The organism is Candidatus Planktophila sp. (genome assembly GCF_044232745.1).
Classification (GTDB): Bacteria; Actinomycetota; Actinomycetes; order Nanopelagicales; family Nanopelagicaceae; genus Planktophila.
The window spans coordinates 134,041-159,956 of record NZ_JBIILI010000003.1; the positions used below are offsets into that span (position 1 = coordinate 134,041).

A 25,916-nucleotide genomic window follows, 5' to 3' on the forward strand; every position below is an offset into this window, starting at 1 on the left:
CGCTTTTTCAGGCAGGGCTAGCAAGAGCGACGCAATAGACTTGCTTCATTATGAGCGCTGATTTGAATTCATTTGATCTACTTGATGATCTAGCACTCGCTCATGCTTTAGCTGATCTTGCAGATGCAATTAGCCTCGATCGTTATCAGGCCCAAGATTTAGTTATAACAACTAAACCCGATAACACCCCGGTAACTGATGCCGACCGCGCAGTTGAAACAGCAATCCGCGAAGCGTTAGCAACGCATCGCCAAACAGATGGATTGGTCGGGGAAGAGTTTGGCAGCGATAAAGGTACATCTGGTCGCTATTGGGTAATTGATCCAATCGATGGAACCAAAAACTTTATGCGCGGAGTTCCAACGTGGGCAACATTGATTGCACTCGTTCAGGTTGATTCAGCAGGTATTGAAGAAGTTGTTATTGGAATTGCTAGCGCACCGGCACTGGCTCGTCGTTGGTCTGCTGCAAAGGGCCACGGAGCAAGTGTGCGCTTTAGCGGTGGAATTTCAGATTCTTCCCTAATTGAGTTAGAAGAAGATGATTTTGATGGCTCCGAATATGGGATTAATGAGAAAAAGATTGCAGTATCAAAGGTCGCATCTCTTAGTGATGCCTCAATTTCATATTCAGATTTTGTTGGTTGGGGAGATCGCCTAGAGCCATTCCAAATAATGCTTGCTAACGCTTGGCGCACACGAGGTATTGGTGACTTTTGGTCGCACATGTTGGTCGCAGAAGGCGCAGTTGACGTTGCAATAGAACCATCTCTTGCGCTGTGGGATATGGCAGCACTTGACATCATTGTTCGAGAAGCTGGTGGAACATTTACAAATACTGCAGGCCGGACAGGACCTTTTGGTGGCAGTGGAGTTTCGACAAACGGATTGCTGCACAACGCAGTAATCAACGGGCTTAACCCATAAGAATAAATGAGAGTTACTAGAGAAAAAGGTCGACGATGAGCCAACTACTTGAGCCGGTGACACTTTCGGTGCAGGGTATGACCTGTTCTTCCTGCGTTAACTCAGTTGAAAAGGCGCTCAACAAGGTTGAAGGGGTAAGTGCGACTATCAACTTTGCAACCGAGACGGCGCACATTTTGGCACCGGCAGATATGAGTCCTAAGGATTTAATCAAGATTGTAGAAAAAGCAGGGTATTCAGCAACGCTATTGGTGGATGCTCAATTGGTAACGCTGCACAGTAAGAAATCTGCTCGCGCATTTTTCTTCGCATTTATCTTTGCCGTACCGGCTGTTGCGATCTCAATGATTATGAGTTGGCATCACCAGGTTGATATGTGGGTTCATCAGATTTTGGACAACTTTGGGTTGCCTCATCCTCTGTATTCACCAACTGCCTGGGTAGTTATTGCACTCAGTGCCCCCGTTGTGTTGCTCGTTGCATATCCAATTCATAAGGCTGCCATTAGAAACATCATGCACCCAACTATGGACAACTTAATTTCAATGGGTTCATTGGCTGCCTTTGGTTGGTCTATTTATGCAAACTCAACAGGTGCTGGTGAGGTGTATACAGAAGTTGCTGCTGGCGTTATTTTCTTTGTAATTTTAGGTCGCTACTTAGAAACTCGAGCAAAGGCAAAAGCCAGCAGCGCATTGACATCTTTATTAGCCCTTGGTAGCAAAGAGGTAACTATTGTCCGCGGGGGATTCCCGCTCATTGTTCCGATCGAACAATTGCAAATTGGCGATGAATTCGAAGTACGTCCAGGAGACCGCATTGCAACTGATGGAATCGTGGTTAAAGGTGAATCTGCAGTAGATAACTCAATGTTAACTGGTGAAACAAAACCTGTTGATGTTCGTCCAGGATCTGCAGTAATTGGCGCATCAATAAATCACAATGGTCGTTTGATTGTTCGCGCGACACGAGTTGGCAGCGATACTGAACTTGCTCGAATCACTGCGATGGTTATCAGTGCTCAAGGAACTAAGGCACCTATTCAGCGCCTCGCCGATCGTATTAGCGCTGTCTTTGTTCCAATTGTTACCGTACTTGCAATTGGAACCTTCGCCGGCTGGTACTTCACTGGCTCAACACTTACTAAATCTATTTCAATCGCAATAACTGTTTTAGTTATTGCTTGCCCATGCGCACTTGGATTAGCCACACCAGTTGCCCTACTTGTTGCATCCGGCCGTGGAGCAGCACGGGGCATTGTTTTGCGCGAACCACGAGTATTAGAAGTTGCTCGCAATGTTGATGTAGTTCTATTTGATAAGACTGGCACATTGACCGAAGGCGTAATGCTTGTTCAGGAAGCAACAATTTCTACAGTTGCAGGTGGAGTTCTAGGTCGTTCCTTCGCCGAAATCGTGACCCCTGACAACATACTTGCATCAGCTGGTGCTATTGAATCCCAGAATAATCACCCGATTGCACTTTCAATTACTAAGTACGCACTTGCACATGCGAACTCAGCTGGGGGAACTTTTGCGGCATCTTCACGCCCAACCTTTGCCGTCTCTGATTTTTCGGTAACTCCAGGATCTGGTGCAGCTGGTCGTGTTTCAATTGGCAGCCAATCACCAGTTGTTCTTATTGGTTCACCTGCTGCAGTTGCACATAGCTCTACCGAATTCCACGCGGACATTAAATCTGCAATTGAACGCGGACAAACTGCCGGATTAACTCTGGCAGTTCTAGCTTGGGATGGTGTGGCAATTGCAGTCTTTGCTATTGGCGATCAACTTAAAGCAGATGCCGCCGTTACCGTTGCCGCACTTCGCGACATGGGAATTACTCCTTGGCTTGTAACGGGGGACAGCACCGAAGTTGCCGCATCAGTTGCAACAACTGTCGGAATTGATGCCGCACATGTCGTTTCACATGCCTTGCCAGAAACAAAACTTGAAATTGTTGAACGCATGAAGAGTGAAGGTCACACAGTGTTGATGATCGGAGATGGCATCAATGACGCCGCCGCACTTACCGCGGCAGATTTATCAATGGCCATGGGAACCGGAACAGATACTGCGATCAATAGCGCCGACATAACTTTGATGAACACAGGACTTGGCAGCGTTATTTCAGCGCTGAAACTCTCCAAGAAGACCTTAAAAATCATCCGCTTAAACATGGGATGGGCCTTTGTTTACAACGTAATCGGGATACCGATTGCAGCGGCCGGATTGTTATCGCCGTTGTATGCAGCTGCTGCGATGGCGGCCAGCAGCGTCTTAGTTGTTACTAATTCACTTCGGATTAAATAAGAAGTAAGGAAAGCAAAAGGGCCCTCTTTCGAGGACCCTTTTTGTACTTGTATATCTAGTAGCGGGGGCAGGATTTGAACCTACGACCTCTGGGTTATGAGCCCAGCGAGCTACCGAGCTGCTCCACCCCGCGTCGGTGAAGCAATCTTAGGCGTACTAATAGATAAAGACCAAATCCCCGTATCTACTTTTTGCTTTGTGCATTGATTGCAGCATCAAGTGCTGACTTCAATCGCTTTTGAGCCTTGTCATATTCAGCAAAGTCTCCCTTTGCTAGTGCGGCTAATCCATCGGCGTATGCCTTCTTTGCACTTGCAAGTGAGTTAGCAAGAGAAGAATTTGTGGTTGTTCCAGTTGTGCCGTTACTTGTTGTATTGCCGGCATTAGTTCCAGAGTTACCACCAAATACTTGATCCAAAGCACCCTTTAGAGTGTCGTCATATCCAATTTGATCTCCGAAGGAAACAAGCACCTTTTGAAGCAACGGGTATGCAGATGTATTTGAAGTTGCCTTTACATACACAGGTTGTACATAGAGCAATCCTCCGCCAACAGGCAGTGTCAACAAATTACCAAGCACAACATCAGATCCACCACGACGCAGAAGTGATAACGAGTTAGCGACATCAGGCTTTGCTTCAAAGTTAGATGCAACTTGTGAAGGTCCTGCGATGTTTGTATTACGTGGAAGTTGCAGCACAGTGATCTTTCCATAATCCGGACCTGGATCTGAATTGACTACTGCAAAGGCTGAAAGGTTTTCACGTCCTCCACGAGGCACGAACGGAGTTGTAAGTGAGAAGGAAGGAGTTTTTGCTCCTGGCATTTGTAATGTTAAATAGTAAGGAGGCTGAGCAGATGCTCCGCCACCAAAGGTTGATGGATCACGTGGCACACGCCAGAAATCTTGTCCACCATAGAAGGCCGCTGCAGTCTTGACGTGATAAGAACTTAAAATATCGCGCTGGACTCTAAACATATCTTCGGGATAACGGATGTGGTCAAGTAAATCCTTTGAGATTTCACTCTTTGGAGTAATTGCGCCAGGAAATGCCTTAGACCAAGTCTTTAGGACTGGGTCCTTTTCATCCCACTGGTACAAGGTCACTGTTCCGTTGTATGCATCAACTGTCGCTTTTACAGAGTTACGAATGTAATTAACAGTTCTATTGCTCTGTGCAGCAATAGATGCAGAATTAGTTGTAAGTGCATCGGCAGTTGCATTTGAAAGTGTTGTTTGACGTGAATATGGATAGCCAGCACTTGTCGTGTAGCCATCGACGATCCACAATATCTTGCCATCTACGAGAGCAGGATATGGATCTCCATCCAGGGTGAGCCATGGAGCAACCTTTGCAACGCGAGCACGAGGATTTCGTTCAAAGAGAATCTTGGAATCCTTGTTGATCAATGAAGACAGAAGAATGCGCTGCTCTTGGTACTTCAGAGCAAAGACAAGCTTGTTGAGCAATGAACCCACTGGAACTCCACCCGATCCAGAGTATGTGTAGTTCTTTTGGCCATTTGCTGAAGCATCATCTGGATAATCAAACTCAACTGGATCATCTGTCTTTACTCCACCAATAATTGAGTAATCAGGAACATTTTCACCAAAGTAAACACGTGGTTCAAATTTTCCAAGTGTTCCTGTTGGTGGAAGATTTCCGACAGTAAATGATGGCTTTCCATCAGCATCTCGCTCATTTCCATATGCTGCAACAAAGCCAAAACCATGCGTGTAGACAAGGTGGTCGTTGATCCAGTTTCGAGATGGATTTCCTTGGATATTTAATTCGCGAACTGCAACAACCACATCGCGCTTAACACCATTGACGGTGTAACGATCCACATCTAGTGATTCAGGGAAGCTGTAGTACGGGCGAATTTGCTGGAGCTGTCTAAAGGTTGGGGAGAGCACATTTGGATCCATCAAACGAATATTTGCAATTGTTGCTGCATCATTTGCAAGCTGGCCACTAGAAGTTGAAAGAGTGGCCTGATAATCAGTTACGGTCACATCTTCTAGGCCGTATGCAGCACGAGTAGATTCGATATTGCGTTGAATAAATGGTGCTTCTTTTGAGGATTCGCTTGGCTTAACTTGAAAGTTCTGAATTGCTGCTGGGTACAGACCTGCAATTAGTACAGATGAGATAACAAGCAGCGCGGTTCCGGCAGCAGGCAGAACCCACGAACGGCGAAAAATATTTGCAAAGAACAAGAGCGCACAGACAATTGCGATTCCAGCCAGGATTGCTTTGGCTGGCAGCACTGCATTGACATCTGTGTATGTCAGACCTGTAATGATCTTGCTTTCCTTCAGCGCTAAAGCGTAACGATCAAACCAGTAGGCAACCGCCTTGAGTAGAACTACGGCACCCAATAAAATCGAAAGCTGCAGACGTGCAGCAACTGTTGTTCGATCTTCTTGAACCTGCAGGCGAATTCCGCCATATAAATAGTGGACTGCGACCGAGGCAATTGTTGCCAAGACCAAAGTTGAAATTCCCCAACCAATGAGGGTTTGCCAGAATGGAAGACGGAAGGCAAAAAAGGAAATATCCATATTGAACTGTGGATCTTTCACGCCAAAATCTGTTGAGTTCTTAAAGAGCAACCATGAGCTCCATAATGTTGATCCCGATGTTCCTGCAAAATAAAATAGCGCTACAAATCCACCAATAAACAAACTACGACGAATTGGCTCAACTTGTGAGCGATAACGTTCAAGATTATCTGCTTCGACTGTCATTGGTACATAAAGCGGGCGGCGCTTGTATGCGATCCACACATTTGCTACAACAATTGATGAGGTCAATAAACCTGTCACAAAAAATAGCAAGATCTTTGTACCAAGAATGGTTGACCATGTGCTTGTGAAATCTACGGACTTAAACCACAACCAGTCTGCATAGAAACCACTGAGTGCAGTAAAGAGCGCTCCGATGATTACAAGAATTCCGATAGTCAGAGCCAATGGGCTCTTTCGTCCACGGATTTTAAAAGCTGGGCGTTGGAACTGGGGGTTATTGGTCATGGGGCAAAACTATCGCAAGGGGAATAGGGCTACCAATTCAATTGTCACGATTTGAATCTAGGCGCTGTCTGACTAGTTATCTCTTGCCTGTTATCGCTTGCCTGGATAGCCAATTGCGCCTGCCAGAGCTGTTGAATACCTCTAGACAGGGCTGATTGATTCTCAGAAATCGTGAAGGTTTGTTGCAGCGCCTTGATACTTGCGAATTATTTGCGTGTGCGTTCGAGGTAAGAAATTGCCTGGGCCAAGGTTGCAACAGTTATGACCCTAATCCCTTTGGGAGTATTGGCAATCTCCTCAGCGTTTCCAACTGGAGCAAAGAAGATAGATGCTCCAACCTTTTTAGCCGAAAGAATCTTCTCGTTGATACCACCAATCGGTCCAACGACACCGCGACTATCGATAGTTCCAGTTCCTGCAATATGGCGTCCCTGCATCAAATCTTTCTCGGTCAATAATTCAACAAGACCAATAGAAAACACAAGGCCACCGCTAGGTCCACCTGTTTGAGACACTTTAAATGTAATTTTCTTTCCATCGAGTGCATCTGCTCGGCGTTGTGCAATGACTGAAGCAGGAGCAACCAAAGTTTTTGTCTCGGTATTTACAGGAGCCATGACTTCGGGATGCGATTGCAAGTAATTAATCGCTGCTGATATCGCCTTATCTTGAGAGCCAACCATGTCGGCCTTTGCTTGCTTATTTTCCTCTTGTGTACTTGTGCCTGGGGGATAGATTGCAGACTTTGGATAAACAGCTCGTTCTGAACTGATCCATGAGTAAATGAGTTCAGGCCCAAATATCCACGTATCTGGATTTGTAACGCGGATAGACATCAAATCTATTCGCCCAGTCGCTGGGTAATTTTCCAGACCTTTGATTGTGATTACACCCTTAAATATATTTTGTGCTTGCCCGGGCAACACAATTGCAAAAGGCAAAGGAGCAATAGTTGCTAGTACAAAAAATAAACCTAGAGTCGCAGTAACGACTTTAGGAAGGGGTGAAAATCGCACAGCAACTCTGAAACTAGTTTGCGTCCGGACGGATCACTGAAATACGTGAAGGCTTTTGTGAAGAGGGCGCTGGGTTGTCAGTATTTTCTGCTGCATCATTTAGCATCTCTTCATCCCCAACAACTAAATCTCCAGCTACATCGCGGGCTTGTGAATCACGAAGAGAATCCTGAAAACGCTGAAACTGCCCAACAGAGCGTTGAGTCTCTTGCTGAAACTTTCCTTGAAACTTCGAGACCCACGTGACATAGCCAAGTGCACCAATTAATCCCATAGCGGGCACAACCCACCAGATGAGAGCTGAGAATGCGTTGGACATGTCCCTACTGTACTAGTTTGCGAAGGTCGCGGCACAGTGAGCATGGCCTACTCACCATGTGCAAAAAACTCTGATTAAAGTGGAATTAAACGACCTGCGAAATTGTTCCAATGCTGGGAGGATTCAACTATGACGCCATTTGGTTTCAATCCAGGAGATTCAGAGGACTCTAACGAGCCAGTTGATTTTGCTGCCATGATGGAACAGATGCAACGACAGATTCAAGAACAATTTTCAAAGCTTGGAATAAATGGTCCTGGGTTTACTGGATCATCTGAGCCACTACCTAAAAACATTGTTAGGGACACCGCAAAGAAATTCACAACTGCGCAAGGCTCTTCTCCAGTTAGCGCCAATGATGTTTCAGAGATTGAACAAGCATTGTCGATTGCAGAGCTCTGGCTTGATGAAGCAACTTTTTTCCCGAAGTCTCCAAACACCGGAAATGTTGCCCTAGCACGCACCGACTGGGTTGATACGACTTTGCCGGGATGGCAAACATCGGTTGAACCATTGGCGCTGGGTTTGTCGTCAGCGATTGGTGAATTATTAAACCAAGCTTCAATTGGCGAAGGCGAAGGCTCTGAAACTCCTGCAGATGAACAATCTGAGATGCAGATTCCGGTGGGGATGATTTCAGCGCTTCTAAACTCATTTATAGGTTCTCTTGTTGCAACTCAGTTGGGACAAGCGATTGGCTTGCTATCAGGAAAGGTCACTGGTGCTCATGATGTGGGCCTTCCGCTTGTTGATTCTGCATATCCAACACTGGTTCCACAAAACATTAGGGAATGGGCTATAGATTTAGATATTCCAATGGATGAGGTTCGAATCTTCCATGCATTACGAGAAGCTGCAGTTGCACGTTTATTTGCACACAATCCGTGGCTCGTGTCATATATCCGAACCGCAATTACTGAATACGGTAAGGGAATCAATATTGATTTGGATGCTATTCAAGATCAAGCGCAACGAGCATTTGAATCTGGCAACGGATTTGATCCTTCAAACCCAGAAAGCTTCAGTATCGCTCTCAATGAAGGAATCTTTACTCCTCAAGAATCACCGGCACAGCGCGCTGCCTTAACTAAATTGGAAACGGTGTTGGCACTAATTGACGGTTGGAGTGAAGAGGTCGTTGCAATGGCTGCAGGGGATCGATTGCCAAACATCGCTGCACTTCAAGAAACTCTGCGCCGACGTCGTGCAACTTCTGCACCAGCACAACAGTTATTTTCTTCAATGCTTGGATTACAAGTTTCTCCGCGACTTGCCCGGGAAGCAACTGTGTTTTGGAGAAAAGTTTGTGAACTTAAAGATGTTGAATCACGCGATCGAATCTGGAGTGGAATTCTTCCCACCGCCGAAGATTTGTTGACACCTGAGAGTTTTGTGAAGAGCTTAGAGATTCCTGATGACTTGTCGGGATTGATCTAATTCATCCAACTTTAACTTGGAAATAGAAAAGCGAACTCCCCGGTCACTTGCTCTAAATCAGCCTTCCCCTTGCTGATGTAGAACTGTTATCCGAGGAGTTCGTAGTCGTAAAGTAAGTCTTTGACATGGGTTTATCAACTCGGCACCGCGTTGACAAAGGATAATTTCTTGAGGTAGTGCATCTTCATGTGCTGGCCCTTTTCATTGAAATCGACAAGACTCGCACCCGCATATGGTGAATCTCTCAAGGTTTAGTTGAGAGATGACATAACATTTCAGAATGAGCCAGTCTGAACAGACCAACGGATTCCTAGAGCCATCCTTAGTTGAGTCAACCCTTGAGGAGCACACCCTTCCTGGAATCTCGGAGGGCGAAATTATTGTCATCAGATCTACGCGCCGAAAGAAAAACATTTCCGCATATCGTCAGGGCGGTCGAATAGTTGTCTCGATTCCAGCCAGAATGAGCAAGGCTGATGAGCGTGCGATGGTGCCTGAAATGGTTGCCAAAATCCGTGCTCAAGAGGCAGCGGCGACGATGAGCGAGGCGAGCCTTTCCAATCGCGTGGGCGAACTATTGAGCGAGCTCGCCCCAGAAATCACGATCCGCCCGTCGGCCGTGAATTGGCGGGCTATGCGCGAGCGCTGGGGTTCATGCACGGGCGCAGATCGCTCGATACGGATTTCTGACCGCTTGAAGGGTGCCCCCGAGCACGTGCTTGATTACGTCCTGTTCCATGAGGCGATCCACCTGCAGTTCTTCGACCATGGGCCTGAATTCAAGGAGCTTCTCGCCCGTTTCCCGCGTGAAGAGGCGGCTGAGGCGTATTTGAGCGGGTATGAGGCTGCTGAAAACGCGCTCACCGCCCCAGAAGCGCTAAAAAAACTCCTAAATAAAGGTGCCTAGATACGCTTGTTTAAGCGTGTTCAGGGGTAGCCTCATACACGAACGCCTGCCCCACACGGGGAGCAATCCCGAAGGGATCGCAAGCGTCGATAGGAGGAAAAGAATGACTGCAGAGACATACAAAGGTGACGCTTACTGCGTTAAGTGCAAAGAGAAGCGTGATTTCGAAGGAACTGTAAAGGTTTCTGACTCTGGTCGTCGCATGGCACAAGGCATCTGCCCAGTGTGTGGCACCAAGGTCAATCGTATTCTTGGCAAAGCCCAGTAATTAAATTTCGTTTTGCGTTGGTGAGATCTGGTTCACCTGCGAACGACTAGCGTTATGAAAGACCCTCGCACTTAACGGTGTGGGGGTCTTTTGTTTGCCAAGTATCCTTCCAACATGGCCGCGCGCGAATATCACTTAGAGATTGATGCGGTTGATGCGACCCTGGTTTCTATTGAAAAGGTCTTGGATCTGCCAAAACTTCGCAAGCAAGCAGATGAACTAGAAGTAGAAGCAGGGGTTCCTAATCTGTGGGACGACCCTGAGGCAGCGCAAAAGATCACAAGCCGTTTATCGCGCGTTCAATCTGTAATTGCCAAGTTGTCGGGGTTGCGTCAACGTGTTGAAGATCTATCTATCCTCTTTGAATTAGCTGCCGGAGAACCAGGTGGAATGCAGGATGCCGAAAATGAACTCGATGCCGTTAAGAAATCGGTCAGCGAGTTAGAAGTTCAGACTCTATTAAATGGAGAGTACGACGATCGCGATGCTTTGATCACTATTCGCTCAGAAGCAGGTGGCGTAGAGGCTGCCGACTGGGCAGAGATGATTATGCGCATGTACCTGCGTTACTGCGAGCGTCACAACTTCACAGTTAATGTCCTTGAAACATCATATGCAGAAGAAGCGGGAATCAAGTCAACAACCTTTAAGGTTTCGGCCCCTTATGCCTACGGAACTTTATCTGTGGAACAAGGCACTCACCGCTTAGTGCGCATTTCACCTTTTGATAGCCAAAGCCGCCGTCACACATCATTTGCAGGAGTTGAAGTTGTGCCTGTTGTAGAACAAAGTGATCACATTGAAATTGATGAAAAAGACATTCGCGTTGATGTGTATCGCTCATCAGGTCCTGGCGGGCAAGGTGTTAACACCACAGACTCTGCTGTTCGTTTAACGCACATCGCAACCGGAATTGTTGTCTCATGTCAGAACGAGCGTTCCCAGATTCAAAACAAAGCAACAGCAATGGCTGTGTTGCAATCCAAGTTGTTAGAGCGCCGCCGCCAAGAAGAGCAGGCAAAGATCAATGCTCTCAAGGGCGACAATTCAGGGTCATGGGGCAATCAGATGCGCTCATATGTTTTAGCGCCATATCAAATGGTTAAAGATCTGCGCACAGATTATGAAACTGGAAATACTTCAGCTGTATTAAATGGCGAAATCGATGAGTTCATCGAAGCCGGAATTCGCTGGCGCCGCAGTTCTTAATTCCTGAGAATGCGTGGATTCCGCACAATCTCACACAATCTTTAGGCTCAAACTCGCGTTAGAACCGAGGATTTCCGCCTGCCTTCCTTAAACTAAGCGCAGGTCGAAGGTGGTTCCCCGAAATTCCACCCCGCAGATGCAATGGGAGATTTAATGATTCGCTTTGAAAATGTCACCAAGATTTACTCGGGTCAAGAGCGCCCAGCCCTTGATTCTGTAAATCTTGAGATTGTAAAAGGCGAGTTCGTATTCCTGGTTGGTCTTTCAGGCTCTGGTAAATCTACATTCCTACGTTTAGTACTTCGTGAAGAACGCCCAACATCAGGATCAATCCATGTAGCCGGTAAAGATTTAGGTAAGTTGGCAAATCACAAAGTTCCAGAGCTTCGCCGTTCTGTTGGAACTGTTTTTCAAGATTTTCGCTTACTTCCAAACAAGACAATTACAGAAAACGTTGCCTTCACATTGCATGTCCTCGGATATTCACAAAAGGAAATCAACCGCGAGGTTCCAGAGGTACTAGAGCTAGTTGGTTTAGAAGATAAGGGCGACCGTTTGCCGTCAGAGATTTCCGGTGGCGAACAACAGCGCGTAGCGATTGCTCGTGCATACGTTAGCCGCCCGCCAATCTTGATTGCTGATGAGCCAACTGGAAACCTAGATCCAGCAACTTCTGTCGGCATTATGAAGTTGCTTGATCGCATTAACCGCGAGGGCACAACTGTTTTGATGGCAACACATGATGCTGGCATTGTGGATCAAATGCGTAAGCGCGTTATTGAGTTAGATGCAGGACATGTAATCCGCGACCAAGTTCGTGGCGTTTATGGGTACACGGGCTAAGGACGGGATAAACAAATGCGCGCACGGTTTCTTCTTAGTGAAGTTCGAATTGGACTTCGTCGTAACTTAACCATGACCTTTGCAGTTGTTGTCACAACTGCTATCTCCTTGTCGTTACTCGGTATAGGTCTTCTTTCAAACGCCCAAGTAGGTGCTATGAAGGATTATTGGTATGACAAAATCGAAGTCTCAGTTTTCCTGTGCGGAAATCTTTCGGATTCACCATCTTGCGCAAATGGAATCATTACCCCGCCTCAACGTTTAACTATCCAGCAAGATCTTCAAGAGATGAGCGTTGTTGAAAGCGTGTTCTACGAATCACAATCACAGGCTTACTCTCGTTTTCAAGAGCGCTTTAAGGATTCAGCGATTGCACAAAATGTGACTGCAGATCAGCTGCCGGAATCATTCCGCGTTAAGTTAAAGGATCCAACACAGTTTTCAGTAATTGTCAGCGCTTTTAGCGGCCGACCAGGAGTTGATGTTGTTCAAGATCAACGAACAATTCTTGAGAAGTTCTTCAAACTATTGGGTGTCCTTCGAAATGGTGCACTAGTAGTTGGTCTTGCATCGGTGTTAACTGCGGCGTTGTTGATTTCAAATACTTTACGCATTGCAGCATTTAATCGTCGCCGTGAAACCGGCGTCATGAAGCTAGTAGGTGCATCGTCGTGGTCCATTCAGCTTCCATTCTTATTGGAAGGTGTCATCTCAGCGATTATTGGTTGGGGGCTGGCGACAGGATTGCTTGCTGGTTTAAAGACGGTCATTGATACCAATGTTGCTCCACTTCTTACCTTTACCAAGTTCTTTGGTTGGGGAGAGGTCTGGGTAGCTTCGGCCTATCTACTAGCAACAGGCTTGGTTGTTTCGATTCTGGCTTCTGTGATCACCCTTCGCCGTTATCTGAAGGTCTAACTTCTTCGTAAGCGGCATTTGGTTCGTAAGCGGCATTTGGTTCATAGGCTGCACTGACTTCTTACGCACCGCTTACTTCTTACTCGCCTCTGTAACTACCGCCTTCTTGGTCTCATAAATACTCGCTAAGTGAGAGAATTGGAACCTGCACTCCAATCGTTGGATGCACGGTAATAAATATCAGAACTTGAGGGTGGTGATGCGGCATGGTTAAAGAGGTAGGCCGCAAGGTCATTGCCCAAAACAAGAAGGCACGTCACGATTATTCAATCGCTGATGTACTTGAATGCGGTTTGGTGCTTACTGGCACAGAAGTTAAATCACTTCGTGCTGGCCGCGCATCGTTAATTGATGGCTTTGCCATGGTCAATAACGGTGAATTGTGGCTGATGGGTGTTCACATTCCGGAATACACAGAAGGCACCTGGACTAATCACACTCCGCGTCGTGATCGCAAACTTTTAGTTCACAAAAATGAACTCAACAAACTTATTGCGAAGTTAAAGGATTCAAGCACGACTCTTATTCCCCTGCAGTTGTACTTCAAGGATGGTAAAGCCAAGGTCGAGATCGCAGTGGCTAAGGGCAAGAAGGCCCATGACAAGCGCGAGGCGATTAAGGAACGTGAGGCCGATCGTGAAGTCTCACGCGTTGTCTCGCGTACTTTGAGTGGAAAAGCTAGTCGCGCCGCTTCAAAATACGAGGATTAACACCTTCTCGCTTTCCTGATTTACACTTAGAACACCGCCGCTTCGATACCTCAATTTTTGAGGCAACGCAGCGACGGCGCAGAAAGTAGGAATTAGTAGTTCTTACTTTCTGGAAGTAATTGACAATTAAATAGGGGATAAGAAATACGTTTCTTTTTCTCCAAGTTGTAAGTGTGAAAGCACTTTAAATCTTGGGGGTGAACGGTCTCGACTTTGGATGTTGAGGCAGGGGAAGCGGGCCGAGGAAGCCGGAATGATCTCGTAAACCAATAATCCGTGCAAAAAATAACTGCAGACCTTAAAAAGTCTGAATTCTCACTAGCTGCATAAGCTACTGTGATTCCGTTAGCCCAGGTGCCGCTCTCGACCTGGAATCTAGCGTCGACTAGGGGGCTTTTCACTTCATTGGTGTTGCAGACGATGAAGGAGAACATTTTTGCAACTGAGTTCGTCGAAGATATGTGTGTAAAAACTTCGGGACTGAGAAAGCGTTAATCACACTACGCCCGTAGAAGCCCTGTTTGAATACCGAAGGACCCGGGTTCGATTCCCGGCACCTCCACCAATATTTGAGCTTCTGTATGCTTTTCCTATGGAAGGCATTCTCGTTGCACTGGCAATTTTGGCCATTTTCTTTTTCGCTAAAGATGGCTCCAGCAAAAGAGATAAAAAAGATTAAATAGAGTTTCTTAATGTGTTTTAGTGTTGCCCGCCAGGCCCATGTCCATCTTTTCCGGATGAACGGCCATTCTTTTTCCACTTAAGAGTTGGCCCGTGATCACCTGGTGCAGCTTTTCTTATTCCTAATTTACTTGAAATATTTGCGAGCAAGTAAAATTCGGGGAAGTACTCACGTCGCAGAGCAATATATGAAGTCACAATTGAAAAGACTCCAAGCAGTTTTGCTGGCAGTTCGGCGATATTTACAAACCAAGAACCGAGGAAAACCCCCATTGTTATTAAGAATCCATGTAGTAACCGTCTGAAAACGGTAAGCACCATGGACACGCTTCTTGATTGAGAAGAAATAGCGTTGACCAACTTAGGCAATGTGAGAGTAATCGCTATTGGTCCTGCCAAGATATCAATCAGGAAAAGAATTAATACAAGCACAGCAAGTGATTCCATATCTAAGCACTCCAATCACTTCTGATAGCTGCGAACATGACCATGTTCTCACGAGTTCCATCTCCACAACAGGATTTGTCTCGCAACACACCCTCTTGCACATACCCAGCATTTGCTAGAACCTTCAATGAAGGTTTATTCGATTCAACGACTAGCGCCTCTATACGGTGAAATCCAATGCTTTCAAAGCCATACTCAGTTAATAGCTTCGTTGCTTGTGTTGCAATTCCTTTGCCACGAATATCTGCGGTTAACCAGTAACCAATTTCAGCCTTTCCCTCTTCAAGTACAAGGGTGTGAAAAGAGAGAGCACCAGCAAATTGTCCATCGTATTCAAGGACAAGCTGAAGTTCTGTGCGCATAGCGAAGCCATTCGGAGAACGCTCGTGCACATAATGTTCTGCATTAGCCATCTGATAATTAGCAGGTATGCGGGTGAACTTCGGAATCAGCGGATCTTGCACACCCTCAAATAAAGGAACTATGTCCCGTTCTTCGGGCTTACGAAGAGTGATCAACCCATACTGCAAGGTTGGAACTTCTGTTGGCCACCAGATCATTTAGCTAGTATCGCAGGTTAATTAACCCTCTTGTAAATCAGTAGGCGCACCATGCACATCAAGCACATCTGCGCCCAACTTCGACCCTTCACCGCTGCGATTAAGTGGCGTCTTGGGCTTGGCATCATCCTTGTAAATAGCAGGAATTGAACCGAGTAATCCCTTTTGGAAATCTTCAAAGGCCTGCAGCACTTCGCGCTTTGTATTCATAACAAAGGGGCCCATCCATGCAACAGGTTCCTTAATTGGCGCACCACCCAGAATGAATAGTTCCAGTTCTGGAGAACGCGCTTCTTGCTGATTAGCAGCGCGAACAACAATTGTGTCTCCCTCGCCAAAAACAGTTAGCTGACCCATCTGTACGGGGCGTGCTTCATCACCAACAAAACCATGACCTGCCATTGTGTACACAAGTGCGTTGTAATCCTTGCGCCATGGCAAACGTAATTCTGCCCCAGCTGCAATAGTTGCATGTAACAAAGTAATTGGCGTCTGTGTTGAACCCGGTCCAAAGTGTCCATCAACTTCACCGGCAATTACTCGCAACAATGAACCGCCATCTGCCGATGACAACAATGCAACATCTTTTGCACGAACATCTTGATAGGCAGGAGGTGACCACTTCTTTGCCGCCGGCAAATTAACCCACAACTGGAATCCGTGAAACAAACCACCAGACATAACCAAACTTTCTGGGGGAGTTTCAATGTGCAAAATGCCAGCACCTGCCGTCATCCATTGCGTATCGCCATTTGAAATCGTGCCACCACCACCATTGTTATCTTGGTGATCAAAGATTCCATCAATAATGTAAGTAACAGTTTCAAATCCGCGATGTGGGTGCCAAGGAGTTCCCTTTGGTTCACCTGGTGCATATTCAACTTCGCCCATTTGATCCAAGTGAATAAACGGGTCAAGCTCGGCCATATCAACACCGGCAAATGCGCGACGAACCGGAAAGCCTTCACCTTCAAAACCCTGCGGCGCAGTAGTAATGCTCTTCACCTTGCGCGCACGTGCACCAGTAACCTCGTTAACACGAGGCAAAACGGTGATGTCGCTGACGGTTACTGCAGGCATTGGACTCTCCTTAGTTCAGGCTCCAAGGTTAGTTGAACATTCAACTACCTGCAACTGATGGAAAGTTTTCGAAGTTAAGAGTTCGTTGAAATCGTATCTTTGTCTCAATTGACCCAATGCGCGAGCGTGAACTGATTACAAAAAGGCCCTGGATTTCATAGAACTGCTTAACTAGAAAACTGTTCTTATAGAGCTTTAAGTGCTGAAACAACCTTGGTTAGCGAAGCCTTGGCATCGCCGAACAAAAGCATTGTCTTTGGATCGTATAGAAGTTCGTTTTCGATGCCAGCAAATCCTGGGCGCATGGAACGCTTCAAGAAGATGATGTTGGCAGCGTGATTAACTTCCAAGATTGGCATTCCATAGATTGGGCACCCTGGCGTGGTTTGTGCAGCAGGGTTAACAACATCGTTTGCGCCAATAACTATTGCGACATCTGTTTGACCAAATGTTGGATTAACTTCATCCATTTCTTGCAATTGATCATAAGGAACATTTGCTTCTGCAAGCAAAACGTTCATGTGCCCTGGCATACGACCTGCAACTGGATGAATACCGTATGCAACATCAATGCCCTTCGAAATCATTAAGTCTGCTAATTCGCGAACTGTGTGTTGAGCTTGTGCAACAGCAAGTCCAAAGCCCGGAACAATTACAACGCGACGAGCATAGTTAAGCAAGATTGCAACATCATCAGGTGAACCTGAACGAACTGGGCGTTCTTCACCGGCTGCTGCAACATCTTGTGGCTTTGCGGTGAAAGCGCCAAACAATGTTCCAAATAGTGAACGTCCCATGGCCTCTGCCATCAAACGAGTCAGAATAGTTCCTGATGCACCAACAAGTGTTCCAGCGATAATCAACAGAGTTGAATCCAGTACATAACCACTTGCAGCTACGGTCAAGCCAGTAAATGCATTAAGTAGTGAGATAACAATTGGAACATCCGCGCCACCGACTGGAAGCACGAACAAGATTCCAAATAGCAGTGACAGGCCAGCCAAAATCAGTAGCGGTGTTGTGCCAAGTGCGGAAACAACCCAGCCACCAACGCCAAGAACCGAAACCAAAGTCGCGGCGATAATGAAGCGGCCCGCTGGAAAAATCACTGGGCGAGTGGTCATCAACTCTTGCAACTTCATAAAGGTGATGATCGATCCACTAAATGAAACGCAACCAACGATTACCGTAAAGACTGTGAATACAACCTCGGCTGTTGTTGCTTGATCGCCAAGATTTAAGTATTCAACGATTGCTACCAATGCAGCTGCGCCACCACCCACACCATTAAAAAGTGCAACAAGTTGTGGCATCTGAGTCATTTGGACTTTACGGGCAGCAGGAACACCGACGACTAGCCCAATCGCAATTGCCCCAAGGATCCACCCAAGATTATTAAGCGGAAGTGATGAATTTTCATTGGAATAGAAGAAGACAACCAAAGTCGCCAATCCAGCACCAAATGCACCAATCAAGTTACCGCGTCGAGCAGTCTTTGGGTGAGATAAACCTTTAAGCGCAAGGATGAAAGCAATACCTGCAGCCAGGCCAATGAGGTCATATACGACGCGGCTCATTTCTTATTTCCTTTGAACATTTCAAGCATTCGGTCGGTAACGACAAACCCGCCGACCATGTTGATAGTTGCCAAAATAATTGCAGCAACTGATAGACCGAGCTCTAAGTTAGTTTTGCTGTGATCGGCAACGATGATTGCGCCAACCAAAATAACTCCGTGAATTGCATTGGCACCAGACATTAATGGTGTGTGCAATGTTGAGGACACTTTCGAAACAACCTCAAAGCCAACAAAGACAGAAAGCACGAAAATAGACAGGATTGCCATCGGTTCCATTACTGAGCTCCTCTTCGTGATCCACCATGTGTTACCGCGGCACCATTGATGATTTCATCATCGAAATCTAGATTAAATGCAACCTTCTGATCATCCTTTGCGGCAATAGTAAACAGAGACAACAGGTTTACAACGTTTCTTGAGTACAAGAAAGATGCGTGGAATGGAAGTTGGCTAGGTACATCTTTTCCGCCCCAGATACGAACTCCACCGGCTGTTTCAACAATTTCACCAGGTTTTGATCCTTCAACATTTCCACCAGTTTCGGCAGCTAAGTCAACGATGATTGTGCCTGGAGCCATTGCATCCACCATTGCTTGTGTCATCAATCGAGGTGCTTGGCGACCAGGGACAGCAGCGGTTGTAATAACAACATGAGATTTCGCGATGTATGGAGTCAAAAGTTCACGTTGCTTTGCGGCACGATCCTCTGTCATTTCGCGCGCATATCCGCCAGCACCTTCTAGCGCTTCAAGTTCTAATTGAATAAACGTTGCACCCATTGAACGAACTTCATCAGCAGATGCTGGACGAACATCGTATGCCGAAACAACTGCACCTAAACGACGCGAAGTTGCAATTGCTTGCAACCCTGCAACACCTGCACCCAGAACTAAGACTTGTGCTGGCGTAACTGTTCCAGCCGCTGTCATCAACATTGGAAAGAATCGTGGTGAAAGTTCTGCACCAACAACGGCGGCGCGATATCCGGCGCACAATGCTTGTGAAGTTAAGGCATCCATTGACTGCGCACGTGAAATACGTGGAACTAATTCAAGTGAAAACGCCGTAACACCAGCTGTTACCGCCGCTTCAATTGAATCAATTGCAGTAACTGGGGATAAAAATGAAATTGTGATTGCACCTTTTTTCAGGGTTGCCATTTGCTGGGCGGTTAATGGCTGAACAGAAAGAACTACATCTGCATCTGCTAGGACATCACCTTGTTTGACAGTGGCACCAGCTGTTGTGAAGTCAGCATCAGTTGTTTGCGAATGTGCACCCGCACCAGCTTCGATTACAACATCGAGTCCTAGTCGAGTTAACTTATTGATGATGTCTGGAACAAGCGCTACACGCTTCTCTCCAGCTTTGATTTCCTTCGGAACGGCTACGCGCATAGCCCAAAGATTACTGGGTGGAGCCCTTCAAGTCACCCCGAATTAGGTGATAAAGAATCGATTGAATAGTTGTACGGCGGTGACACGCCTCTCTCCATACGACAGAACGCGGACCATCAATGACAGATGCTTCCACTTCTTCACCGCGGTGAGCAGGTAAACAATGCATGAACACTGAGTCCTTGCTCGTCAGTTTCATGAGATTTTCAGTAACAGCAAATGGCGAGAGTGCTGGCACCTTTTCGGCGCGGTCTGCTTCTGAATCACCCATGGACATCCAGACATCTGTATACAAAACAGATGCATCTTTTGCGGCAGCTTCTGGATCATGAGTGACTTCAACTTTTCCACCATTGTGCGAAGCAATGTTTTTTGCAACAGCTACAACAACAGGATCTGGCGCCCATTTACCACTAGGTGTAGCTGCAACAACGTGCGCACCCATGATTGCACCCATAAGCAACCAGGCATGAGACATATTGTTTCCATCACCAAGGTAGACAAATTTACGACCCGAAATATCTGCTCCGAATTTTTCACGAATTGTTAACCAGTCTGCAAGCAACTGAGTTGGATGATCATCATCTGTTAATGCATTGATAACTGGAATTGATGCATTAGCACCAAGTTCGTCAACATCTGCTTGTGCAAATGTACGAATGATCAATGCACTGCAATATCCACTGATAATTTTTGCAGTGTCTGAAATTGTTTCACCACGACCCAATTGCAACTCATCGCCACGGATAAAGATTGGAGTTCCGCCAAGGTGGGCTACAGCTGTCTCAGATGACAGCCGGGTACGAGTCGAAGGCTTTGTCATATAAATAGCAACGGACTTATGTGCCAACGCGGTACTAGAGCGCAGTGGATTCTCAGCAAATTCAGCGGCGGTCGATAGCAAGAGTTCAACATCTGCGCGACTCAAGTGCTCGGTTCGTAGTAAGTCCTTCATTTGTGAATTCTACCCGTATTTTTCAGGCGCTCGAAGGTATTCTTATGCACCTCATGGGCCTCTTTAAGAAAATCGGAACAGACGGTGACACCGATCTGCTGACCCGACCATCCGAAGAGCTGCTCGAAGATGATGGTGGGCATGATCGCTTCGCTCATTATGTTAAGAAAGAAAAGATCACCGAATCTGCGGTCACAGGCAAATCAGTAAAAGCGCTGTGTGGGAAGAAATGGATCCCATCTCGTGATCCTGAAAAGTACCCAATTTGTCCAACCTGCAAGGAAATATATGCAGGATTGAAATCAGCACCCGAAGATAAAGCTACATCCGAAGATAAATGAGAATGAAGTGCAGGATTGGCTTCACACTTTCTTTACTTTTACTCGTCACATTAGTTTCACAACCATTGCAAGCGGCCGATAAAGAACCACGAAAGATTTTGTCAGGCTGGATTCCATATTATTCAGTCAAAACAGTATTGCCATTAGTGCGAAAACTTCCTTCAGCTATCCCAAATGTTGCAGGCCAGCCATCAATCTGCGATGCATCTCAATATGGACCAGCAGAAAATCAAGCAATCGAAAGTTCATACCTTTTTACCAATAAAGATTTGATGAAAGAGGTCATGCCATTTTGGTACAGTCTGAAAAGTCCAACTGTGATTCGAGATGATTATGTAAGCGGGAATCCTTCGTGGCCAATTGCCGACACTGTTTGCTTGATGCGTCGTGCTGGCTTACAAGTTATTCCAACGATGACAGATGGCACCGACAAACTAGTTCTGTCTGGCTATCTTTCTAATCCAACAACTCGTACGACAATCGTGAACACAATTGTTGATCTAGTGATGAAGAATAACTTTGATGGCATTGATCTCGATTACGAAGGTTTTGCTTTTGTCGATGGAAACAACACCTGGACCAAAACTGCTCCTCGTTGGGTTGCTTTAGTAAAAGAATTAAGCGTGGCATTACACGCAAGAAATAAACTGTTGTCTGTCTCAACTCCATATTTGTATGACCCACAAGATAAGCAAAAAGGCTATTTTGTGTATGCATGGGCAGATATTGCCAGCAGTATCGATCGCTTAAGAATCATGACATATGACTATTCTGTTGCGAAACCAGGACCAATGGGTCCATTGGCATGGACTGAAAAAACCATTCAATATGCAATAAGTGTGATGTCGCCATCGAAGGTATATGTGGGTTTACCTGGGTATGGCCGTGACTGGATTACTTCGGTAAAAGGAAAATGTCCGACATCAGCGCCACCGGGCTTAATTGCTGGAGCAAAAGCGGCAACATTTAAAATGAATTATGCAGCAGCTAAAGCTGCAATAGATGGTGCAATACCAACATTTAATGAGCAATACAGCGAGGCCACATACAGCTATACCCAAAGTTATAACGGTTTGTCTTCTACCGGTGCCGCAACCGCCTGTACCGTAAATCGAACTGTTTGGTTTCAAAATGCTCGCAGCTTCGCTGATCGAATGGCGCTAGTTGCAAAGTATCGTCTTGGCGGTGCTGCGATGTGGACATTAGGTATGGAAGAAATGGCAGCTACAAATGAGATTCGCACTGCAGCCCTTGCTATTGCACCAGATCCCGTAGTTAACACAATCTCCTTAGAAAACGTTACTGATGGCTCGATAAATTATGGAGGCACGTTTACCGTGAAGGGCTTAATCACACTTAAAGATAAGACACCTATTGCTGGACTAAATGTTGCATTTGAAATCAAGCGCCCTAATGAATCTGAGTGGACAAAGATTGCAGATCTAGTAGCAGCAGCCGATGGAACAGTCACGACAGCAATGACATTAGGTGGGGACGCATCGATTCGACTAACAACAGATGGAACCTGGGAGCGGGCAGCATCGGTGAGCGCTGAAGAGAAGATTTCGGTTAAAAACCTGCTTCAGATAGATCGGCCCGTATCAGCTGCAAAGGGTTCTGTATTTACAATTAAGGCGCAGCTCTTACCTAAATTAGTAGGTAAGACCGCGAATTTACAGAAAAACATTAGCGGGAAATGGCAAAATGTTGGTGTAGCAGCTGTGTCAGATACCAATGGCTCGTTTACATTTACTTCGTCAGAAACTAAGCGGGGAGTTGTGACATTGCGAGTTCAAGTTACAGGCGATATCGCCTCAGCTCCATTTGCGATTGTGATTCGATAGTTATGGTCAAAATTAAAGACAAGATAGAAGAAGAGATACAAGCAATCTTTAGTGGTGATGTTCCATGGATAACTATTGTGTGGGATGACCCAGTCAATTTAATGACCTACGTGACCTATGTATTAATGGAACTTTTTGGCTACAACAAAGAAAAAGCACACGAGCTAATGATGAAGGTCCACAACGAAGGTAAAGCAGTTGTTTCAAGTGGAAGTCGCGAAGAAATGGAACACGATGTTGCACGACTACATGAATATGGTTTGTGGGCAACATTGCAGCGCGGTGATCAAGCAATATGAGCGAAAACGAACATGGATTTTTCCGTCACGGAGATAACGCCTACCTAGCTAATTTTTCTGAAGCAGAACGGGAAGTTCTGACTAATTTGGTAGAACAAATCATTGAATTACTAGCTGAACGAGTCGACCATGACAGTGATGATCCCTTGGCTGCGATGGTCGGAATAACTATGCACGACACACCACCTGATGATGAAGTACTACTGCGTTTGTTGCCCAATGCATATGCAGATCAAGTTGATGCATCTGAATTTCGCAGATATACCGAATCAACCTTGCGCCAAAAGAAGCAAGCACATGCAATGGCTATGCGAATGCATTTAAAGAGCGCCGTGGACGGCATTGTTGAAGTTGATCATGATGGTGCAAATGCTTGGCTCGGTGCAATGAATGATGTGCGCCTTGCACTTGGCGTTCGATTAAAGGTTCAAGAAAATACTCACGAAGATTTGGAATTATTGGCCCCTGACGACCCGATGCGTGGCGTTTATGCGGTGTATAGCTGGCTTGGCTGGCTACAAGAAAGTTTAATTTCTGCGCTTATGGATGAATCTGAATAGAGCATTGACTCGAGGTAGGCTAGCCCTGTGAGTGATGCCCCAATAGGAATATTTGATTCAGGCGTAGGTGGTCTCACCGTTGCACGTGCAATCTTGGATCAACTTCCAAATGAATCCACACTTTATATTGGAGACACAGCTCGTGGTCCTTATGGTCCACGCCCGTTAGCCGAAGTTCGCGAGTTCGCTCTAGAAACAATGGACTTTTTAGTTGAACAAGGTGTTAAAGCAATTGTCATCGCGTGCAATACAGCATCGGCAGCGATGTTACGTGATGCGCGTGAACGGTACTCAGTCCCAGTAATAGAAGTTATTCAACCGGCTGTACGTCGCGCAGTTGCGGCAACGCGCACCGGAAACATTGGAGTCATTGGAACTCGCGCAACAATTGATTCGAAAGCATACGTAGATGCATTTGCTGCTGCCCCACAATTAAACATCACATCGATTGCTTGTCCACTATTTGTTGAATTTGTAGAACGGGGCGAAACATCGGGTCCTGAAATCACCAAGGTTGCGCGTGAATATTTAGCACCGGTTATGGCTGCACATGTTGATACTTTGGTATTGGGTTGCACGCACTATCCATTGTTGACGGGAGTAATTTCCTACGTAATGGGTGAAGGCGTCACCTTAGTATCGAGTGCAGAGGAGACAGCAAAAGATTTGTACCGCACATTGGTTGAAAATGGCTCGCTACGCGCTAATTCCTCAACTCCAGCAACACATAGATTCTTAGCAACCGGTGATGCAAAGGCATTTGAGACCTTGGCTCGACGTTTTCTAGGTCCCGAAGTCACGCAAGTCGAACACCAAGCGCTAACAAAAAACTAGGAGCTATACATGGCACGCAATGATGGACGCACAGTAAATGACCTGCGCGAAATAAAATTTACTCGCGGTTGGTTAGATCATGCCGAAGGTTCAGTATTAGTCGAATTCGGTAAGACCCGTGTTTTGTGTGTTGCATCATTTACTCCTGGTGTTCCACGTTGGTTAAAGGACACCGGTAATGGATGGGTTACATCCGAGTATTCAATGTTGCCACGTGCAACACATACGCGTTCAGATCGTGAAAGCGTAAAAGGAAAACTTGGTGGTCGCACACAAGAAATTTCACGTTTAGTTGGCCGTTCTTTGCGCGCAGTAGTAAATATGAAAGAGCTTGGCGAAAATACAATTGTTATTGACTGCGATGTTTTACAAGCAGATGGTGGAACTCGCACAGCGGCTATCACAGGCGCATATGTGGCACTTGCTGATGCAATTTCATGGGCAAAGGCCCAAGGGCACATCAAAGCTGATGCAAAACCACTTAATGATTCGGTTGCAGCGGTAAGCGTTGGAATTATTGATGGTGTTCCAATGCTTGATCTTTGTTATGAAGAAGATGTTCGAGCAGGTACAGATATGAATGTTGTCGTAGCTGGTGACGGTCGCTTCATTGAAGTTCAGGGAACTGCCGAAGGTGAACCATTTGACCGTGCCTTGTTGAATCAACTTCTTGATTTAGCTGTTGCAGGATGTTCAACACTTAACCAGTTGCAGAAAGATGTCCTTGCTAAGTAATGTCTCATAAACTTGTTTTAGCAACACGTAATCAAGGAAAGATAACTGAGTTTCGGCGTATTTTGGATGCGCTAGCACCAGGTGCTATCGAACTTATCGGTGTGGATCAATTTCCAGATTTAGTTGATGTTGAAGAAACAGGATCTACATTTGAAGAAAACTCTTTGCTCAAGGCACTTTATACAAGCCAGGTAACAGGGTTGCCAGCAATCGCTGATGATTCAGGATTGTGTGTAGATGCCTTGCAGGGTGATCCAGGAATATTTTCTGCCAGGTGGGCGGGTGAGCATGGCAATGACCGTGCAAATCTGGAGAAAGTTTTGGACCAGCTCAAAGATGTTCCAGATGACAAGCGCACCGCACACTTCATGTGCGTGGCTTCACTTGTTCTTCCGGATGGTCGCCAACAGGTTGCCGAAGGTCGTTTCGATGGCCATATTCTGCGCGCCCCGGTTGGTGAGAATGGATTTGGCTATGACCCAATTTTCCAGCCAGTAGGCCTAACCATTTCTTCTGCGCAAATGAGCGCGGAGGAAAAGGATGTAGTCAGTCACCGTGGAAAATCACTACGTTCTATAGCACCTCATGTCATCCATTTGCTTGCAAGCCTGAGGTAACCTTTACCTATCACAGCGCGTTAATTACGTGCTTATAGCAATCCAAGGAGTTCGAAGTGGCCGTTAAGAAGACCGCAAAGAAGGC

General features: G+C 46.2%; 26 protein-coding genes, 1 tRNA gene and 1 other RNA gene. 17 read left to right on the forward strand and 11 right to left on the reverse strand.

What is annotated here, in order from left to right; all coding sequences use genetic code 11:
* The first annotated feature begins 50 nt into the window (after positions 1 to 50).
* Together AC9UGD_RS03375 and AC9UGD_RS03380 are read left to right on the forward strand one after the other, a co-directional pair.
* The gene (locus AC9UGD_RS03375) at positions 51 to 926 is read left to right on the forward strand and encodes an inositol monophosphatase family protein (RefSeq protein ID WP_509569555.1); all 876 of its coding nucleotides are present in this window, start codon (positions 51 to 53) and stop codon (positions 924 to 926) included.
* Between the two features lie 35 nt (positions 927 to 961).
* Positions 962 to 3,238, forward strand: coding sequence for a heavy metal translocating P-type ATPase (locus AC9UGD_RS03380; RefSeq protein WP_509569558.1), 2,277 nt, complete (start codon positions 962 to 964; stop codon positions 3,236 to 3,238).
* Between the two features lie 59 nt (positions 3,239 to 3,297).
* Here AC9UGD_RS03380 and AC9UGD_RS03385 read toward each other — a convergent pair.
* The 4 genes from AC9UGD_RS03385 to AC9UGD_RS03400 all read right to left on the reverse strand — a co-directional run bounded on the left by AC9UGD_RS03385 (position 3,298) and on the right by AC9UGD_RS03400 (position 7,610).
* Positions 3,298 to 3,371, reverse strand: a tRNA-Met gene (locus tag AC9UGD_RS03385).
* A gap of 51 nt (positions 3,372 to 3,422) precedes the next feature.
* Positions 3,423 to 6,275, reverse strand: coding sequence for a UPF0182 family membrane protein (locus AC9UGD_RS03390; protein ID WP_509569561.1), 2,853 nt, complete (start codon positions 6,273 to 6,275; stop codon positions 3,423 to 3,425).
* 206 nt (positions 6,276 to 6,481) lie between these two features.
* Positions 6,482 to 7,291, reverse strand: a complete 810-nt coding sequence (locus tag AC9UGD_RS03395) for a S16 family serine protease (protein ID WP_509569563.1) — start codon at positions 7,289 to 7,291, stop codon at positions 6,482 to 6,484.
* Positions 7,292 to 7,304: 13 nt separating this feature from the next.
* Positions 7,305 to 7,610 (reverse strand): hypothetical protein, encoded by a 306-nt coding sequence (locus AC9UGD_RS03400; protein WP_509569566.1) that lies wholly within the window; start codon positions 7,608 to 7,610, stop codon positions 7,305 to 7,307.
* A gap of 129 nt (positions 7,611 to 7,739) precedes the next feature.
* On the opposite strand from AC9UGD_RS03400, the gene AC9UGD_RS03405 reads away from it, so the two are divergent.
* The 8 genes from AC9UGD_RS03405 (at position 7,740) to ssrA (ending at position 14,467) form a co-directional block, all read left to right on the forward strand.
* Positions 7,740 to 9,047: a zinc-dependent metalloprotease gene (locus tag AC9UGD_RS03405; RefSeq protein ID WP_509569569.1), complete on the forward strand. Its 1,308-nt coding sequence runs from the start codon at positions 7,740 to 7,742 to the stop codon at positions 9,045 to 9,047.
* 280 nt (positions 9,048 to 9,327) lie between these two features.
* Positions 9,328 to 9,954 carry a M48 metallopeptidase family protein gene (locus AC9UGD_RS03410; RefSeq protein WP_509569571.1) on the forward strand — a complete coding sequence of 209 codons (627 nt, stop codon included), beginning with the start codon at positions 9,328 to 9,330 and terminating at the stop codon, positions 9,952 to 9,954.
* A gap of 103 nt (positions 9,955 to 10,057) precedes the next feature.
* Entirely contained in the window at positions 10,058 to 10,222 is a 165-nt protein-coding gene (locus tag AC9UGD_RS03415; RefSeq protein WP_509569573.1) for a DUF5679 domain-containing protein, read from the forward strand.
* Between the two features lie 114 nt (positions 10,223 to 10,336).
* Positions 10,337 to 11,431: a peptide chain release factor 2 gene (gene prfB, locus AC9UGD_RS03420; RefSeq protein WP_509569576.1), complete on the forward strand. Its 1,095-nt coding sequence runs from the start codon at positions 10,337 to 10,339 to the stop codon at positions 11,429 to 11,431.
* 153 nt (positions 11,432 to 11,584) lie between these two features.
* Entirely contained in the window at positions 11,585 to 12,274 is a 690-nt protein-coding gene (gene ftsE, locus AC9UGD_RS03425; RefSeq protein ID WP_509569579.1) for a cell division ATP-binding protein FtsE, read from the forward strand.
* Positions 12,275 to 12,289: 15 nt separating this feature from the next.
* Positions 12,290 to 13,192: a permease-like cell division protein FtsX gene (gene ftsX, locus AC9UGD_RS03430; protein ID WP_509569581.1), complete on the forward strand. Its 903-nt coding sequence runs from the start codon at positions 12,290 to 12,292 to the stop codon at positions 13,190 to 13,192.
* A 206-nt stretch (positions 13,193 to 13,398) separates the two neighbouring features.
* Positions 13,399 to 13,902 (forward strand): SsrA-binding protein SmpB, encoded by a 504-nt coding sequence (smpB, locus tag AC9UGD_RS03435; protein ID WP_509569584.1) that lies wholly within the window; start codon positions 13,399 to 13,401, stop codon positions 13,900 to 13,902.
* Between the two features lie 193 nt (positions 13,903 to 14,095).
* Positions 14,096 to 14,467, forward strand: a transfer-messenger RNA (tmRNA) gene (ssrA, locus tag AC9UGD_RS03440).
* A 134-nt stretch (positions 14,468 to 14,601) separates the two neighbouring features.
* On the opposite strand, the gene AC9UGD_RS03445 is transcribed toward ssrA, so the two are convergent.
* The 7 genes from AC9UGD_RS03445 to argF all read right to left on the reverse strand — a co-directional run bounded on the left by AC9UGD_RS03445 (position 14,602) and on the right by argF (position 20,601).
* Complete coding sequence (locus tag AC9UGD_RS03445) at positions 14,602 to 15,030, reverse strand: hypothetical protein (protein ID WP_509569586.1); 429 nt, start codon at positions 15,028 to 15,030, stop codon at positions 14,602 to 14,604.
* A 2-nt stretch (positions 15,031 to 15,032) separates the two neighbouring features.
* Positions 15,033 to 15,590 (reverse strand): GNAT family N-acetyltransferase, encoded by a 558-nt coding sequence (locus AC9UGD_RS03450; protein WP_509569588.1) that lies wholly within the window; start codon positions 15,588 to 15,590, stop codon positions 15,033 to 15,035.
* Between the two features lie 21 nt (positions 15,591 to 15,611).
* On the reverse strand, positions 15,612 to 16,670 hold the full coding sequence (locus tag AC9UGD_RS03455; protein ID WP_509569590.1) for a pirin family protein: 1,059 nt from the start codon (positions 16,668 to 16,670) through the stop codon (positions 15,612 to 15,614).
* 185 nt (positions 16,671 to 16,855) lie between these two features.
* Positions 16,856 to 18,247 carry an NAD(P)(+) transhydrogenase (Re/Si-specific) subunit beta gene (locus AC9UGD_RS03460; protein ID WP_509569593.1) on the reverse strand — a complete coding sequence of 464 codons (1,392 nt, stop codon included), beginning with the start codon at positions 18,245 to 18,247 and terminating at the stop codon, positions 16,856 to 16,858.
* The gene (locus AC9UGD_RS03465; RefSeq protein WP_509569596.1) at positions 18,244 to 18,525 is read right to left on the reverse strand and encodes an NAD(P) transhydrogenase subunit alpha part 2; all 282 of its coding nucleotides are present in this window, start codon (positions 18,523 to 18,525) and stop codon (positions 18,244 to 18,246) included. Before AC9UGD_RS03465 ends, AC9UGD_RS03460 begins: the two co-directional genes overlap by 4 nt.
* Positions 18,525 to 19,646: a Re/Si-specific NAD(P)(+) transhydrogenase subunit alpha gene (locus AC9UGD_RS03470; RefSeq protein ID WP_509569599.1), complete on the reverse strand. Its 1,122-nt coding sequence runs from the start codon at positions 19,644 to 19,646 to the stop codon at positions 18,525 to 18,527. The genes AC9UGD_RS03465 and AC9UGD_RS03470 overlap by 1 nt, the downstream gene beginning before the upstream one ends.
* 10 nt (positions 19,647 to 19,656) lie before the next feature.
* Positions 19,657 to 20,601, reverse strand: a complete 945-nt coding sequence (argF, locus tag AC9UGD_RS03475) for an ornithine carbamoyltransferase (protein ID WP_509569602.1) — start codon at positions 20,599 to 20,601, stop codon at positions 19,657 to 19,659.
* A gap of 53 nt (positions 20,602 to 20,654) precedes the next feature.
* On the opposite strand from argF, the gene AC9UGD_RS03480 reads away from it, so the two are divergent.
* From AC9UGD_RS03480 to rdgB, 7 genes are read left to right on the forward strand one after another with little or no spacing between them, the layout of a single operon-like run.
* The gene (locus tag AC9UGD_RS03480; protein WP_509569622.1) at positions 20,655 to 20,942 is read left to right on the forward strand and encodes a DUF3039 domain-containing protein; all 288 of its coding nucleotides are present in this window, start codon (positions 20,655 to 20,657) and stop codon (positions 20,940 to 20,942) included.
* A 2-nt stretch (positions 20,943 to 20,944) separates the two neighbouring features.
* A complete protein-coding gene (locus AC9UGD_RS03485) occupies positions 20,945 to 22,786 on the forward strand; it encodes a glycosyl hydrolase family 18 protein (protein WP_509569605.1) in 1,842 nt (613 codons plus the stop codon).
* A 2-nt stretch (positions 22,787 to 22,788) separates the two neighbouring features.
* Positions 22,789 to 23,085, forward strand: a complete 297-nt coding sequence (gene clpS / locus AC9UGD_RS03490) for an ATP-dependent Clp protease adapter ClpS (protein ID WP_509569608.1) — start codon at positions 22,789 to 22,791, stop codon at positions 23,083 to 23,085.
* Positions 23,082 to 23,645: a DUF2017 domain-containing protein gene (locus AC9UGD_RS03495; protein WP_509569610.1), complete on the forward strand. Its 564-nt coding sequence runs from the start codon at positions 23,082 to 23,084 to the stop codon at positions 23,643 to 23,645. Before clpS ends, AC9UGD_RS03495 begins: the two co-directional genes overlap by 4 nt.
* 27 nt (positions 23,646 to 23,672) lie before the next feature.
* On the forward strand, positions 23,673 to 24,479 hold the full coding sequence (gene murI, locus AC9UGD_RS03500) for a glutamate racemase (RefSeq protein ID WP_509569613.1): 807 nt from the start codon (positions 23,673 to 23,675) through the stop codon (positions 24,477 to 24,479).
* A 9-nt stretch (positions 24,480 to 24,488) separates the two neighbouring features.
* Positions 24,489 to 25,214: a ribonuclease PH gene (gene rph / locus AC9UGD_RS03505; protein WP_509569616.1), complete on the forward strand. Its 726-nt coding sequence runs from the start codon at positions 24,489 to 24,491 to the stop codon at positions 25,212 to 25,214.
* Complete coding sequence (gene rdgB / locus AC9UGD_RS03510) at positions 25,214 to 25,831, forward strand: RdgB/HAM1 family non-canonical purine NTP pyrophosphatase (protein ID WP_509569619.1); 618 nt, start codon at positions 25,214 to 25,216, stop codon at positions 25,829 to 25,831. Before rph ends, rdgB begins: the two co-directional genes overlap by 1 nt.
* The last annotated feature ends 85 nt before the right edge of the window (positions 25,832 to 25,916 follow it).

Bases quoted from the DNA above. Each gene is read 5' to 3' on its own strand.
- AC9UGD_RS03375 (WP_509569555.1), top strand. From the start codon at position 51: ATGAGCGCTGATTTGAATTCATTTGATCTACTTGATGATCTAGCACTC.
- AC9UGD_RS03380 (WP_509569558.1), top strand. From the start codon at position 962: ATGAGCCAACTACTTGAGCCGGTGACACTTTCGGTGCAGGGTATGACC.
- AC9UGD_RS03390 (WP_509569561.1), bottom strand. From the start codon at position 6,275: ATGACCAATAACCCCCAGTTCCAACGCCCAGCTTTTAAAATCCGTGGA.
- AC9UGD_RS03400 (WP_509569566.1), bottom strand. From the start codon at position 7,610: ATGTCCAACGCATTCTCAGCTCTCATCTGGTGGGTTGTGCCCGCTATG.
- AC9UGD_RS03405 (WP_509569569.1), top strand. From the start codon at position 7,740: ATGACGCCATTTGGTTTCAATCCAGGAGATTCAGAGGACTCTAACGAG.
- AC9UGD_RS03410 (WP_509569571.1), top strand. From the start codon at position 9,328: ATGAGCCAGTCTGAACAGACCAACGGATTCCTAGAGCCATCCTTAGTT.
- AC9UGD_RS03415 (WP_509569573.1), top strand. From the start codon at position 10,058: ATGACTGCAGAGACATACAAAGGTGACGCTTACTGCGTTAAGTGCAAA.
- prfB (WP_509569576.1), top strand. From the start codon at position 10,337: ATGGCCGCGCGCGAATATCACTTAGAGATTGATGCGGTTGATGCGACC.
- ftsE (WP_509569579.1), top strand. From the start codon at position 11,585: ATGATTCGCTTTGAAAATGTCACCAAGATTTACTCGGGTCAAGAGCGC.
- ftsX (WP_509569581.1), top strand. From the start codon at position 12,290: ATGCGCGCACGGTTTCTTCTTAGTGAAGTTCGAATTGGACTTCGTCGT.
- smpB (WP_509569584.1), top strand. From the start codon at position 13,399: ATGGTTAAAGAGGTAGGCCGCAAGGTCATTGCCCAAAACAAGAAGGCA.
- AC9UGD_RS03445 (WP_509569586.1), bottom strand. From the start codon at position 15,030: ATGGAATCACTTGCTGTGCTTGTATTAATTCTTTTCCTGATTGATATC.
- AC9UGD_RS03450 (WP_509569588.1), bottom strand. From the start codon at position 15,590: ATGATCTGGTGGCCAACAGAAGTTCCAACCTTGCAGTATGGGTTGATC.
- AC9UGD_RS03455 (WP_509569590.1), bottom strand. From the start codon at position 16,670: ATGCCTGCAGTAACCGTCAGCGACATCACCGTTTTGCCTCGTGTTAAC.
- AC9UGD_RS03460 (WP_509569593.1), bottom strand. From the start codon at position 18,247: ATGAGCCGCGTCGTATATGACCTCATTGGCCTGGCTGCAGGTATTGCT.
- AC9UGD_RS03465 (WP_509569596.1), bottom strand. From the start codon at position 18,525: ATGGAACCGATGGCAATCCTGTCTATTTTCGTGCTTTCTGTCTTTGTT.
- AC9UGD_RS03470 (WP_509569599.1), bottom strand. From the start codon at position 19,646: ATGCGCGTAGCCGTTCCGAAGGAAATCAAAGCTGGAGAGAAGCGTGTA.
- argF (WP_509569602.1), bottom strand. From the start codon at position 20,601: ATGAAGGACTTACTACGAACCGAGCACTTGAGTCGCGCAGATGTTGAA.
- AC9UGD_RS03480 (WP_509569622.1), top strand. From the start codon at position 20,655: ATGGGCCTCTTTAAGAAAATCGGAACAGACGGTGACACCGATCTGCTG.
- AC9UGD_RS03485 (WP_509569605.1), top strand. From the start codon at position 20,945: ATGAAGTGCAGGATTGGCTTCACACTTTCTTTACTTTTACTCGTCACA.
- clpS (WP_509569608.1), top strand. From the start codon at position 22,789: ATGGTCAAAATTAAAGACAAGATAGAAGAAGAGATACAAGCAATCTTT.
- AC9UGD_RS03495 (WP_509569610.1), top strand. From the start codon at position 23,082: ATGAGCGAAAACGAACATGGATTTTTCCGTCACGGAGATAACGCCTAC.
- rph (WP_509569616.1), top strand. From the start codon at position 24,489: ATGGCACGCAATGATGGACGCACAGTAAATGACCTGCGCGAAATAAAA.
- rdgB (WP_509569619.1), top strand. From the start codon at position 25,214: ATGTCTCATAAACTTGTTTTAGCAACACGTAATCAAGGAAAGATAACT.